We start from the raw sequence: 12,312 nt of genomic DNA on the forward strand, positions 1-12,312 counted from the left end.
CCTATAACTTTGGGGGCTTTTTTTCTACCCTAAACTTCTCAAACACGCTCTAAGAGAGTTGTGTGTCGATCGGTTATTTATCTTACCTCTATTTTTTTCGAGTACATATGCAAAAAAGCCATATATTGGTCTACCTTGCACATCCTTAGTTTGTTCATCTGAAATACCAATATCTTCTAATGAGCAGTCTTTTAAATCTTGAGCAGTTACTGTTACGCCGACGATATAGTATTTTTCATTTTCAAAAATCTCGAATATTGGTTTTCTTGACCTTTTATCAACAAAATTGACCATGCATTCGTCGATCCGTGACCTTATCCACTTTATATCTTCGCTACTGAAGCTTCTTGGCACAGTAATCAAATGAAAGTCTTCGGTAAGTGTTTTTGAGTAAACTATGGCTTCGCAGCTAGTCATGCATATACCTTCTTGTCATTCAACATGCATCACACTTACCATACTGGGAGCATAACTCCTTGATATCTATCTAATTCAGTAGATTCAAATGTTAAGCTTGAACTGAATTAGAACGAGTACAGAAGTTATACAACTAGGGCAATGGCTGAAATTATTGATGGTAAGGCACTTGCCAAAAAAATGCAGGCGGCAATGGCAGAGCAGATTGTCGAGTTGCAAGTAAAATTTGGACGATCGCCTGGGTTAGCCGTTTTGATGGTAGGAGACAACCCTGCCAGTGCTGCCTATGTGCGGGGTAAAGAAACTGCCTGTAAAAGAGTTGGCATTACTTCCTTTGGTAAACATTTTCCTGCCGATGCCAGTCAAGCGGAACTAGAACTGGTCATTGACGAACTCAACCAAGACGATCGCGTCGATGGCATATTGGTGCAACTGCCTCTGCCCGAACATCTCGATGCGATCGCCTTAATTAATCGCATTCACCCAGACAAAGATGCCGATGGTTTGCATCCCTATAATATGGGGCGGTTAATGCGGGGCGAAGAGGGGCTACAAAGCTGCACGCCCGCAGGCGTAATGAAATTATTAGAAGCCGCAAATGTGGCGATCGCGGGTAAAACCGCTGTGGTGATCGGACGCAGCATTCTCGTTGGCAAACCCCTAGCAATTATGCTGTTGCAGGCAAATGCCACCGTGATTATGGCGCATTCTCGTACGGACGATCTCGCCGCAATTACGCAAAAAGCAGATATTTTGGTAGCAGCCGTGGGCAAACCCGAATTTATTTCGGCAAATATGGTTAAATCTGGCGCAGTGGTAATTGATGTCGGGATCAACCGCATTACTGACTATGAGGGCAATTCTCGCCTTGTTGGGGATGTAGATTTTGAGGGCGTGAAGGCGATCGCTTCGCAAATTACACCCGTACCTGGGGGTGTTGGTCCGATGACTGTGACCATGTTGTTGCATAATACGATCTGGAGTTACTGCCGCAAATATGGCATCACATACAGCTAGTTTAGACACGCAAACGTTTAATTTAGAGACGTACCTACGCGATCGCAAACGCGAAGTAGAAGCAGCCCTTGACGCTTCGATCGCCGTCACTTACCCTGAAAAAATTTATGAGGCAATGCGTTATTCCCTGATGGCAGGGGGAAAACGGCTACGTCCAATTTTATGCTTGGCAGCCTGCGAACTCTTGGGTGGCGATCCTAGTGCGGCGATGCCTACAGCCTGTGCGATGGAAATGGTGCATACCATGTCTCTGATCCATGACGATCTACCTGCCATGGACAACGATGACTATCGTCGCGGCAAGCTGACCAATCACAAGGTTTATGGCGAAGATATTGCAATTTTGGCAGGGGATGCCCTCTTAGCTTACGCCTTTGAGTTTATTGCCGAACAAACAACAAACGTACCTGCTAACCGTGTTTTAAAAGTGGTGAGCCATCTCGGTCATGCCGTGGCAGCAACGGGTCTAGTGGGTGGACAGGTTGTAGATCTAGAGTGCGAAGGCAAACCCGATGTTACCGAGACAACCTTAACCTACATTCACCTGCACAAAACCGCCGCTTTACTAGAATCCTGCGTTGCCTGCGGGGCGATTTTGGCGGGGGCATCAGAACAGGATTTGGCGCATTTGTCTACATACGCCCAAAATATTGGCTTGGCATTTCAAATCATTGATGACATCCTAGATATTACCTCTACGCCCGAATTGCTCGGTAAAACTGTAGGGAAGGATGTGGCTGCTCAAAAAGTCACCTACCCCAGTCTCTGGGGAATTTCAACGTCTCAACTCAAAGCGCAACAATTGGTAGATCTAGCTAAGTCTCAGCTCAGTGGCTATGGCAAGGCAGCTTTACCTTTGATTGCGATCGCTGACTACATCACTGCTCGTAATCACTAAGTCCTAGTTACTCTATCTAGTTAATGAATTATGCTGCATCCCGTTGGCGAGATCCTCGATAACAATGTCCTGCTGATTGCCCTCAGTGCCAGCATTTCCGCTCAACTCCTTAAACTGCTGATCGATTTATTTCATTCCAAGCAGCTTAGGGTCCATTTGCTGTTTGAGACAGGTGGTATGCCTAGCTCTCACTCTGCCCTTGTCTCTGCCCTAGCCACTGGAATTGGTCGCACCCAAGGTTGGGATACGCCTCAGTTTGCGATCGCCACAGTATTTGCCTTTATTGTCATGTATGACGCCGCAGGCATTCGGTTAGCAGCAGGCAAGCAAGCCAAAGTTCTCAATCAAATTATTGTGGAAGTATTTGAAGAAGAACGCGCTACTGAGTTCGATCCGCTCAAAGAGTTGTTGGGGCACACGCCTATGCAAGTTCTCATGGGGGCAATTTTAGGCGTTATATTAATGTGGTGTTTATTGTAAGAGTCGTTAATTATAGCTGTTAGATTTAGCTGTCGGCTTTTCCCAAAGGCTTTGCCACCTAAGGATTAAGGGTAGTTATTTGGATTTTCTATAACGAGTCCTTCATCCAATGCAGCTTTATTTAAATCATTGTCTGCTGAGACAAAATTTACCCCAAGCAAACCATTTGTAATGCAGAGAATATTCAATTCGCACCCTGAAGCAAGTTGAACGGCATCATAACCTCGTAAAGTATACAATTCAGCCATATTTATTGCTGAATTAATTATTTTTTCGGAGATTTCAATGACTTGATACTCAGCTTGAAAATCCTTTTTGAACTGATTGCGAATAGCGATCGCATCTGCAATGTTAATACTTCCACTTTTTGCTCTTCGTGTAATTGCAGAAATAATCTCTACACTCGTAATAGCAGCTATAAAAAACTGATTGCCCAAGCTAGGCTCAAAAAGATTATAAATCCAATTAGAGCCATTTTCGCTAATATAGCGTTTGACCAGAGCGCTGCTATCTAGAAAATAGATAGCCATTTATCGGCGCTCCTCAATAATTGTTTGCGAAATAGGATTACCCTGCACTGAAATTAAAGATAGCCTAGATTGTTGCTGTGAATAAGTTTGCTTTATGTGACTCACTAAGCCAGAAGTGAGTAAAGAACTATAAAACCCAGCTAATTTATCTGACTCGTCTATCGCATTAAGACGAACTTTGATTGCCTGACTCAGCTTTTGAAGCTCTTCTAATTCAAGCGTTTCAAGCTGACTGATTAGGTTAATGAGAGTTGCTTGTGTCATTGGTGACAAACCTTTTACAAGTGAAATCCTACCAACGCTGATGTTATGTATACAGCGCAGGCTTCCCGAAGAAAACCTTTATTTTGTTGAGTCAGTAGTTTAATACTATCATTTTGGCGATTTGTCGCTAACCTCACGATTGTTTGAGCGACGGTCAAAATCATTCTGCGGTTGGACAGGACTCCTCATCGCCGCGCCTCTTATCCCAACGCTCATCCGAAACGGATAGAGCTCGAGGCTTCCAGCCTATTAGCTAATGAGCAGCGATCGCCATCTAGTTTTCCGATCGCTGCTTCTATATCGCCCCAGCCACTTGGCACTTCTAGCGATCCGTAGTTTTTATTGTTTTGCCAATCTTCAATTGAAAATTTGGAAATAAACATATCAGCTTGATTTCAAAACTAACCTTTGGCGATCGCGGGTGGGGGGATTTGCTCTAAATATTCGGGTTTTTCATGCTCGACCACAAACACGTTGGAATAAAGATGAGCAATGATCTCCTGCCCTCCTTGGGTGAGAGACAAATAATACAGAGCGTCTTTAACGAAGGGATAAACGCTCGTCCAGTAAAATTTGGGATAATTGCGGCGCAGATCGCCAGGATGAGAGTAGCCTAGTGCCTTATTTACGCCTGTTTCTTCAAATTCGTAATATAACGCCCCAATTTTTTTGAGATAGCGGGGATCGCTAAGCTGTCCGATCAAATCAGCCGATCGCACAATGCCCGGAAAGCCTGTTGTATCTTGATGATCGCCAGTTTTAGGTACAGGAAAACGCGTAAGTTCGATATTGCGGCAGATTCTCTCAGCATCAATTAAAGAATGACCACCAAAACGTTCGCTAATAAATAGTTTGGCGCGATCGACATGATAGGGTGTCAAACCTGCATCCGAAGCCCCGGGGGGAAGCTCGACTAGACGACCGTCAATTCCTGTAGCGTACTTACTATTGGTATCTTGGCGACAAACGCCTTTAACATAACCAATGTCGTGGCAAACGAGGGAAATTGTGTAATGCAGCCAGTCTTCAGGCGATACTCCCCCTTCGCGAATGTGCTTGCCACGTAAAATTTCTTGCCCGACTAAAGTGACGAGAATTGTATGTTCGACGTTGTGATACAGGGCATCGCTATTGGCAATGTTTTCCAGGGCCATGTTGCCTGCCCAGCCAATGATGTCTTCGTAGTCATGCTTATAGCCACCGTAGGTGCGGCGATAGCTCTTTTTTAGTTGCTCGACAAAGGTCGTAATCAGAAGTTCGGTAGCGTTAAACATACACCCTCAACTGGCTTTGACGACTGGTTCCAATCGCCGATACAAATTACTTTTCTCTGGATAATGGCTAGCGACTCCTTTCAGGATACGTCCTGCCGCGTCAAAGTTGTAACATAAAAGCACTTAACCTAAAACCCACTTTGTGTCGAAAATATGCATCTAAAAACTAAGTATCTTATAGACTAATGGTTGGGTAGTAGATTTTGCAATACTATAGCCTAATGCCGACAAAACCCATTCAGGTTTACTAAGAAATTCGGAATTTACAAGCAAAGCTGGTCATTTTTACGCCAGCATGAAAACTATCAAGACCCATACTAAACTCTACTCATTATGTCAGCTTACCCAACTGCTCCAGACCTTGAACCCACAGACTATATTGTTTTAGGGTTAGCCAATTGCTTTGTAAAAGAGGAGGGCGAAGTTCATCAGGTTAAAGTTGCAGAGCCAATCCCTTCTGCTGCCCTCGAAGCAATCCTCAAGCAGATTCCGACCTCTTATGAACTTGCCTATGCCACAGAGCTTGGTAAGGTGCTAGACGATAACGGCAATGCTCAGATCCCTTCAGATGTGTTTGCGGGAAATGTCCAGATTTGCGATGAATTTTTAAACCGCGCGATCGCGGCTGCCCGTACTTACAAAGTTCGTCCTGAGGCACAAAAGCATATTCTCTTGGGACAAACCCATACAGACCTTAATCTCTCTCTAGAGAAAAAGCGTGTTCTCAACTCCGATCGCGTGGTCAAGGAAGAAGATAACGTCAAACAACATTCTCACACCCATAAAGTTCTTTAGGATTTAATTGCCTCAAATTCCTTCGTAGAATAGGTTACAGATGATGTCTAACATATTCTATAAAACTAGCGAGCGGAAAAACTAGCGAATGACCGACCCTACCCATCTTCAATGGATGCTTCGCTGCTTGGAATTAGCGCAACGAGCTAGAGGATACACATCTCCCAATCCGATGGTGGGATGTGTGATTGTCAAAGATGGCGAAGTGTTGGGTGAGGGATGGCATCCTGCGGCGGGACAGCCCCATGCGGAGGTGTTTGCACTCAGAGCAGTACAGGCAAACTATCCCGATAATCCCGACCTTACAAAGGGAGCGACTTTGTATGTCAACTTAGAGCCTTGCAACCACCACGGGCGCACGCCTCCCTGCACAGAAGCAATTATCCAAGCGGGCATCGGGGAAGTCTTTGTCGGTATGGTCGATCCCGATCCGCGCGTGTCTGGTGGAGGCTGCGATCGCTTGCGGGCTGAGGGCATCAAAGTCACCGTCGGCATCGCCGAAGCAGAATGTCAGGCGTTAAATGAAGCATTTTACCATCGCGTTTTGCATCAAGTCCCTTTTGGCATTCTCAAATATGCCATGACCCTAGATGGCAAGATTGCCACAACTTCAGGGCACAGTTATTGGATTACGGGCGAATCCGCTCGACGAGAGGTACATAGGCTCAGGGCTGACTGCGATGCGGTGATTACGGGTGGTAATACTGTACGACTGGATAATCCGCACTTAACGACGCATGGTCTCAGCGATCGCGCTCCCTTGCGAGTCGTAATGACTCGTAGTTTGGATCTCCCCAATGTAGCGAATCTTTGGCAAGTCGATGCCATGCATCAAACCCTTGTGGTTACATTGCCCAACCAAAATCCCGAACTTCAAACCAGCCTGCGCGATCGCGGCGTCGAAGTTTTAGAGATCCCCGAATTGTCAGTTCCATGGGTGATGACCGAACTCGCTCAACGTGGGTGTAATTCCGTTGTATGGGAATGTGGGGGTGTATTGGCAGCCCAAGCGATCGCCGCAGGCGCAGTCCAAAAAGTCTATGCTTTTATTGCTCCGAAACTCATAGGTGGCAAGGATGCGCCTAGTCCTGTTGCCGATCTAGGATATGAGCAAATGACGCAAGCGCGATCACTATCACGCACGAACTTCAAGCAAATTGGCGACGACTGGCTGATTACAGGTTACTTGGATTCGAGTCAATTAGCCTAAAATAGTGAAAAATAAGCTTTTTCGTTCGATCTTGGCTAATTCCTGTGGTTGAACCTCAATCGGCGATCGCCAGTCTAAACCCAAAATCTCTCGATACCGTTATGATGAAGCCGATCGCTGCTTTCTTGATCTTATGGGTAATATTTGGGACGATTGAGCGACTGTTTCCGCTTAAGAAAGAGCAGAAATGGTTCCGAACGCATTGGCTCACAGATGTTGCACATTTCTTTATCAATCATATTCTGGTGAATGCTGGCACATTTGTGGTTGTCGTCCTCCTATACATTCTCTTTCATGGGGCGATCGCTCCCTCATTGCAACTTGCCGTGCGCAGTCAACCAGAATGGCTCCAGTTTATCGAAGCTTTTTTCTTGGCACAATTTATCTTTTATCTTCTGCATCGCCTCGCCCATACAATTCCTTGGCTGTGGCGATTTCACGCAATTCACCATAGTAGTGCCGAACTAGATTGGTTAGCATCGGCGCGACTGCATCCAATCGAAGCGATCGCAGTGAATGTGGCTGTTGGCATCCCTTTATTCCTCTTGGGTTTTAGGGAGGAAACCTTTGGCTTCTATCTGATCTTCGCAGCATTTTTACCGATTTTCAACCATGCAAATACGAACCTGCGCTTTCCAATTTTGCGCTGGATTATTGCTACGCCTGAGTTTCATCACTGGCATCACAACAACGATCCCGATGCGCGGGATAGAAACTTTTCAGGGTTTCCCCTCATCGATATCTTATTGGGCACGTTCTATATGCCAAACGATCGCATGCCTAAAACCTATGGCGTAGATGAATATATTCCCCATAGCTATTGGCAGCAACTACTCTATCCTTTCCGCAGAGGAATAAAGTAAGCTTTTATCTTGTGACTACAATCACGCCTTGCTCTAAACCGAAAGAATCACAATATGTCATTAACTGCAAAACTAATGCTAGGAAAAGCCTGTAAATGGATGCTTTGACCAGCTTCAAATAGTTGCATATATCTGTAGCGATCGCCTATGGGTTCGTAATACACCTCTAGAATCTGATTGTTAAGATCGATCAACCATAGTTCAGAAATGGAACTTCTTGCATAAAGTGGAACTTTAACTTCGCGATCGCTAGCGATCGTTGTGTCGGCAACTTCGATCAATAAAAAAACATCCTGCGGTTCTGGATGCGCTGTGGCATAAAAATCAGATCGAGGATTTAGGACGGCAATATCAGGCTGTGGCTCTGAAGAGTCGCTTAACTTGATCGGATCTTGAGCGTCAATAATCGCGAAATCACCGAGTTTTTTTGCCAAGAGATTGATTGCTCTTCTGACACAACTGGCGTGACGTATCCCAATTGGGGACATTTCAATAATTTCTCCATTAATCAGTTCTAGGCGATCGCTGGGTGCAAGTATGCCATTTGCCGCCATTTGATGATATTGCTCTACCGTAAATTTGTGCCTAACGAGTTCAAGTAACATATGTTTAACGCTTGTCTTCTAAATTAGGTAGATTAGATTCGTTCCGTTTGGGAGGAGTTCCACATTACGCTCAAGCGTAGTCTGCTTGTGTCTCCTACTATAACACTATAGAATTGTCAGTGGATCGACATCGATCGCGACTCTAACCGACTTGTGATTTACCAGCGATCGCAAAATATCTAGGCTAGGTAAGCTCGATACATGTTCTGGGGCGAATTTCAGTAAGATCTGCCAGCGGTAGCGATTGGCAACCTTTACAATCGAGGCGGGGGCGGGTCCAAGTAATTCCCAATCCATTTCTAGCGATCGCAAAGATTCCGCTAGTTGATTCGCCGCAGTCTCTACGACAATGGCATCGGCACTACTAAGATGAATCAAAGCCATCTGTCCAATGGGAGGATAATTCAACGCCGCCCTTTGAGACAGTTCCACCTGCATGAATTGTTCCGAAGTATAGTTTCTCACGGCTTCAATGACAGGATGTTCGGGGGTGTAGGTTTGAACGATCACTTCCCCTGCATCATCACCGCGTCCTGCCCGTCCCGCCACCTGTATGAGCGTTTGAAAGGCTCGTTCCCCTGCACGATAATCAGAAAAATTGAGCAGTCCATCCGCTGAGATCACTCCCACAAAAGTAACTTGAGGAATATCCAGCCCCTTGGTCAGCATTTGGGTTCCAATCAGAAGATCGGCTTCACCATCGCGAAATCGATCTAACAACAATCGATGTTGATCTTTATTGCGGGTCGTATCGCTATCGAAGCGGATTAACCGAATTTGAGGGAAAAGTTCGGCGATTTCTTGTTCTACTTTTTGCGTGCCACTACCAAAGTGCTTAAAATAGGCAGAGTTACAGGCAGGACAGCGACTGGGCTTTGCCTCGGTATAGTTGCAGTAATGACAGCGCAGATGCGAAACCGTAGGCGCAGAGGTCGCCATAGGAATGGGATTGTGATAAGCCAGAGACACATCACAGTGACGGCACTTCATCACATAGCCACAACTGCGACAGGAGACAAACGTACTATGACCGCGCCGATGGATGAAGAGAATTCCTTGTTTTTTTTGTTCCAACATCCGCGCGATCGCATCTCGTAATGTCCGACTAAAAATCGACCAGTTCCCTGCTTGCAATTCCTCTCGCATATCCACCACGGCGATCGGGGGCATCGGCTTATTGCCAATGCGATTGGGAAGCTTGAGATATTGAATGGGATTCGTTGTAGATCCTGTACTATTGGAATTAGCCGTGCTATTGGAATGATGATTGGACTCACCCCTAGGAAGTTCCACCCGATCTACATCGCTCAGTAATTTCTGTCCGTTCGCCAAATACAACATTTCCGCAGAAGGAGTCGCCGAACCTAGAACAAGCGGAATCCCTTCTAACTGCGATCGCCACTGGGCAACGGTACGGGCATGGTAACAGGGTTGGGGCTGATCCTGCTTAAAACTACCGTCATGTTCTTCATCCATCACGATCAGTCCCAGTTTTGGTAGGGGTGCAAAGACTGCCGAACGAGTTCCCACAACCACTTGAGAATCCCCTGTGAGCATCTGTCGCCAAGTGTCAAAGCGTTCTCCATCCGAGAGTTGACTATGATAGACATTGACTTTAGCATCGCCAAACCGCGCTCGAAAGCGATCGGTAAGCTGGGGCGTTAAGCCAATCTCAGGCACGAGCACCAGCGCTGATTTTCCTGCGGCTAAGACGGGGGCGATCGCTTGCAGATACACTTCCGTTTTACCCGAACCTGTCACGCCATGCAGTAAGAGTTGCTGCGCGGTTTTCTGTACTGAAGTGGTTTGAATGGCTTCTAGGATTTTTGCTAAAGCCTGCGCCTGTTCTGGCGTAAGTTGCTTGGGGCGATCGGCGGTAACAAAGTGGCTTTTGCCCCCCAGTCGGAGATATTCCCGCCGATCGATCGCGATGTAGCCCTTGTTCGCTAGCGTCTGCAAAGCCGTCACTGTGGTTTTCGCCAGTTTGAGAAACTCAGCTTTAGGCGATTCGCCGCCTTCTCGTTGCAGAGCTGTGAGAATCTCTGTCTGTCTGGCTGTAGGCTGAGCTTCCCCTATGTCAGGTGTTGGCAAAAGGACGATCGCATCGACAAATTTAGGCTGCGGTCTCTGGGGGGCATCTAACACCGTTGCGATCAGATCGAATTGTTGAAGTTCCCTCAGTCCAGCATTGGCAGAGCGACCCACCTGTTGCTGAATGTAGCGCCGACTCATGCCTTTTTTGCTTTGTGCGTGTTCCTGTAGGAAAGCCCAGACAGCCTGTGCCGCAGGCGATAGAGCAGGAATTGGATGGGAATTTGCAGTTTCTCCTCGTTCCGTCTGCTCTTGCCGAATTTTGACGCGATAACAGCCTTGATCCATCAGTTTAGGCGGCAGGGCAACTTTAACCGTTTGCATTAAGGCAGTGCGATAGTAATCCGCCGTATGCAGGAGCAGTTCCCAATATTTCGGCGATAACATCCCCGCGCTGACGATCGCGGCGATCGCTTTGGTTTCACCTGTAAATTCCGCTAATTCTTGCTGATTGGGGAAGTGCAAGGCGATCGCCCCCACATGACGATTCCCCAAGGGAACGCTGAGAATATCGCCAATTTGCACGGTCATTTCCGCAGGAATGCGATAGGTCAGCAGTTCCTCAATGCCAACACAGTCCACCAATACCTGTACAAATTCTGGAGTTTGATGCGGTTGAGATGCTACAAGTACGTCAGACATATCGGGAATTTAAGCTGAAGCCTATCATAGCATTCTCCCGTGAGGGGCTGGATCTCATCGCAGTGGCTATAAAGCGCCACCAACAGAGCTTTTCAAGCCTTTTCTCAATAACTAGTCTCCTAATAATCTCTAAAATTGGGTGGATGCCAACCAGCTTGAACCCAATTTTTACGAACAATAACAGCCAAATTATTATTTAATCTTAAAGCTTCTACTGTCGCTCGACCACAATCGGTTATTCCAACTATTTTCGTTCCTTCAGGACTCCAAGTAAAATGGTCTCCCCAGTTCTGATTGCGAGGATTAAACAAAGAAATTACTTTGCCAGATTCAGGATCTAAGCCTTCCGTTTGTATCCACTTGTATTGATTGCATAATTCGCAGGCTAGACATAAATTCTCTTCTGTATTAACGCCACCCTTAGCTAAGGGCTGGATGTGATCGATTTGGAGCCTACCCAAAATATAGTCTTGGTGACTGAGGCAATATTCACAGCGGTTTTTAGCCCGTTGTCTTAATCTTCTCTCGTAAACCTTCTGAGAGCAAACTCATGGCAATAAAGGCTCTCTTAACCCTCGTTTAACTGCTTCAGCTAACGCCATTGATTTTTTTAGTTGTCCAATTTGGTAAATTGACATTAAAACTAGTAATTCATAACCTTCAGCTTCCGTCAATCCAGCATTTTTACCCTTAGCTTGTAGATCTCCCAAACGTTGATTTTGGAATTCATCCATTTTTAAATTAGCTAATTCAATAACTTCGGCATCTAAAAGATGGGAAATTTCGGTGCGATCGCTTGTTCCTGAAAGGTTATTAAAAACAGGTAAAATAATTTCTAACGTATCAGCTAGAATATCTGATAGCTCACGCGCTGTAGCCTTTCCTAGTCGTTCGGCAGATTCAATTAAACCATCAGGTAAATTAACAGTAATTTGAGTCATCTGTCCTGTATAAATTGATTGGTTTTGCCTCGATTATAGCTTGAGCCTTCTAAAACGAATACGGAATATTCGGGGAATTACGTTACTTTAGCTGATTCCAAAGATTGCACTCGAATACTTGTTCCTTTATTTACTGGTTTACAATCTGTTGAATTATGATCGCTGACTTGCCTAGTTATTGGTTGCAAAGACAGGGAGCTGTTTTGAGAAGGAGATTACGGTTCGCATGATTTAGCCTGAATAATTCATCAGGGAGAGAAAGTGGAGAAAAAAAAGAGCCTAAAA

At 45.7% G+C, this 12,312-nt stretch carries 15 protein-coding genes; 7 read left to right on the forward strand and 8 right to left on the reverse strand.

Features of this window, described 5'->3' with window-relative positions; translation table 11 throughout:
• Positions 1-24: 24 nt before the first annotated feature.
• Positions 25-417 carry a hypothetical protein gene (locus tag V2H45_RS22610; RefSeq protein ID WP_330485954.1) on the reverse strand — a complete coding sequence of 131 codons (393 nt, stop codon included), beginning with the start codon at positions 415-417 and terminating at the stop codon, positions 25-27.
• A gap of 141 nt (positions 418-558) precedes the next feature.
• On the opposite strand from V2H45_RS22610, the gene folD reads away from it, so the two are divergent.
• The 3 genes from folD to V2H45_RS22625 are packed head-to-tail and all read left to right on the forward strand — an operon-like array spanning position 559 to position 2,812.
• Entirely contained in the window at positions 559-1,434 is an 876-nt protein-coding gene (folD, locus tag V2H45_RS22615) for a bifunctional methylenetetrahydrofolate dehydrogenase/methenyltetrahydrofolate cyclohydrolase FolD (protein ID WP_330485955.1), read from the forward strand.
• On the forward strand, positions 1,415-2,332 hold the full coding sequence (gene crtE / locus V2H45_RS22620; RefSeq protein WP_330485956.1) for a geranylgeranyl diphosphate synthase CrtE: 918 nt from the start codon (positions 1,415-1,417) through the stop codon (positions 2,330-2,332). The genes folD and crtE overlap by 20 nt, the downstream gene beginning before the upstream one ends.
• Before the next feature lie 33 nt (positions 2,333-2,365).
• Positions 2,366-2,812, forward strand: coding sequence for a divergent PAP2 family protein (locus V2H45_RS22625; protein ID WP_408648873.1), 447 nt, complete (start codon positions 2,366-2,368; stop codon positions 2,810-2,812).
• Between the two features lie 65 nt (positions 2,813-2,877).
• On the opposite strand, the gene V2H45_RS22630 is transcribed toward V2H45_RS22625, so the two are convergent.
• Together V2H45_RS22630 and V2H45_RS22635 are read right to left on the reverse strand one after the other, a co-directional pair.
• Positions 2,878-3,342 carry a type II toxin-antitoxin system VapC family toxin gene (locus tag V2H45_RS22630; protein ID WP_330485958.1) on the reverse strand — a complete coding sequence of 155 codons (465 nt, stop codon included), beginning with the start codon at positions 3,340-3,342 and terminating at the stop codon, positions 2,878-2,880.
• Positions 3,343-3,606: a hypothetical protein gene (locus tag V2H45_RS22635; protein WP_330485959.1), complete on the reverse strand. Its 264-nt coding sequence runs from the start codon at positions 3,604-3,606 to the stop codon at positions 3,343-3,345.
• A gap of 171 nt (positions 3,607-3,777) precedes the next feature.
• Here V2H45_RS22635 and V2H45_RS22640 point away from each other — a divergent pair, with 171 nt between their 5' ends.
• On the forward strand, positions 3,778-3,942 hold the full coding sequence (locus V2H45_RS22640; RefSeq protein ID WP_330485960.1) for a hypothetical protein: 165 nt from the start codon (positions 3,778-3,780) through the stop codon (positions 3,940-3,942).
• 65 nt (positions 3,943-4,007) lie between these two features.
• Here the strand turns inward: V2H45_RS22640 and V2H45_RS22645 are convergent, their stop codons facing one another.
• Entirely contained in the window at positions 4,008-4,880 is an 873-nt protein-coding gene (locus V2H45_RS22645; protein WP_330485961.1) for an Npun_R2479 family HD domain-containing metalloprotein, read from the reverse strand.
• A gap of 333 nt (positions 4,881-5,213) precedes the next feature.
• Between V2H45_RS22645 and V2H45_RS22650 the strand changes: the two genes are divergently transcribed.
• From V2H45_RS22650 to V2H45_RS22660, 3 genes are all read left to right on the forward strand, one after another.
• Positions 5,214-5,675 carry a hypothetical protein gene (locus V2H45_RS22650; RefSeq protein WP_330485962.1) on the forward strand — a complete coding sequence of 154 codons (462 nt, stop codon included), beginning with the start codon at positions 5,214-5,216 and terminating at the stop codon, positions 5,673-5,675.
• Positions 5,676-5,763: 88 nt separating this feature from the next.
• Positions 5,764-6,885, forward strand: a complete 1,122-nt coding sequence (gene ribD, locus V2H45_RS22655) for a bifunctional diaminohydroxyphosphoribosylaminopyrimidine deaminase/5-amino-6-(5-phosphoribosylamino)uracil reductase RibD (protein WP_330485963.1) — start codon at positions 5,764-5,766, stop codon at positions 6,883-6,885.
• A 44-nt stretch (positions 6,886-6,929) separates the two neighbouring features.
• The gene (locus V2H45_RS22660; protein WP_330485964.1) at positions 6,930-7,748 is read left to right on the forward strand and encodes a sterol desaturase family protein; all 819 of its coding nucleotides are present in this window, start codon (positions 6,930-6,932) and stop codon (positions 7,746-7,748) included.
• Between the two features lie 47 nt (positions 7,749-7,795).
• Here the strand turns inward: V2H45_RS22660 and V2H45_RS22665 are convergent, their stop codons facing one another.
• The 4 genes from V2H45_RS22665 to V2H45_RS22680 all read right to left on the reverse strand — a co-directional run bounded on the left by V2H45_RS22665 (position 7,796) and on the right by V2H45_RS22680 (position 12,027).
• The gene (locus tag V2H45_RS22665) at positions 7,796-8,353 is read right to left on the reverse strand and encodes a Uma2 family endonuclease (protein ID WP_330485965.1); all 558 of its coding nucleotides are present in this window, start codon (positions 8,351-8,353) and stop codon (positions 7,796-7,798) included.
• Positions 8,354-8,458: 105 nt separating this feature from the next.
• Positions 8,459-11,086, reverse strand: coding sequence for a primosomal protein N' (gene priA / locus V2H45_RS22670; RefSeq protein ID WP_330485966.1), 2,628 nt, complete (start codon positions 11,084-11,086; stop codon positions 8,459-8,461).
• A gap of 119 nt (positions 11,087-11,205) precedes the next feature.
• Positions 11,206-11,547, reverse strand: a complete 342-nt coding sequence (locus V2H45_RS22675; RefSeq protein WP_408648871.1) for an HNH endonuclease — start codon at positions 11,545-11,547, stop codon at positions 11,206-11,208.
• Between the two features lie 87 nt (positions 11,548-11,634).
• Positions 11,635-12,027, reverse strand: a complete 393-nt coding sequence (locus tag V2H45_RS22680; protein WP_330485967.1) for a hypothetical protein — start codon at positions 12,025-12,027, stop codon at positions 11,635-11,637.
• Positions 12,028-12,312 lie beyond the last annotated feature (285 nt).

It is taken from the genome of Tumidithrix elongata BACA0141 (assembly GCF_036349135.1).
GTDB lineage: Bacteria > Cyanobacteriota > Cyanobacteriia > Pseudanabaenales > Pseudanabaenaceae > Tumidithrix > Tumidithrix elongata.

Coding starts and splice junctions, on each gene's coding strand:
- V2H45_RS22610 (WP_330485954.1), bottom strand. CDS start 417: ATGACTAGCTGCGAAGCCATAGTTTACTCAAAAACACTTACCGAAGAC.
- V2H45_RS22665 (WP_330485965.1), bottom strand. CDS start 8,353: ATGTTACTTGAACTCGTTAGGCACAAATTTACGGTAGAGCAATATCAT.
- priA (WP_330485966.1), bottom strand. CDS start 11,086: ATGTCTGACGTACTTGTAGCATCTCAACCGCATCAAACTCCAGAATTT.
- V2H45_RS22650 (WP_330485962.1), top strand. CDS start 5,214: ATGTCAGCTTACCCAACTGCTCCAGACCTTGAACCCACAGACTATATT.
- V2H45_RS22645 (WP_330485961.1), bottom strand. CDS start 4,880: ATGTTTAACGCTACCGAACTTCTGATTACGACCTTTGTCGAGCAACTA.
- V2H45_RS22630 (WP_330485958.1), bottom strand. CDS start 3,342: ATGGCTATCTATTTTCTAGATAGCAGCGCTCTGGTCAAACGCTATATT.
- folD (WP_330485955.1), top strand. CDS start 559: ATGGCTGAAATTATTGATGGTAAGGCACTTGCCAAAAAAATGCAGGCG.
- V2H45_RS22635 (WP_330485959.1), bottom strand. CDS start 3,606: ATGACACAAGCAACTCTCATTAACCTAATCAGTCAGCTTGAAACGCTT.
- ribD (WP_330485963.1), top strand. CDS start 5,764: ATGACCGACCCTACCCATCTTCAATGGATGCTTCGCTGCTTGGAATTA.
- crtE (WP_330485956.1), top strand. CDS start 1,415: ATGGCATCACATACAGCTAGTTTAGACACGCAAACGTTTAATTTAGAG.
- V2H45_RS22680 (WP_330485967.1), bottom strand. CDS start 12,027: ATGACTCAAATTACTGTTAATTTACCTGATGGTTTAATTGAATCTGCC.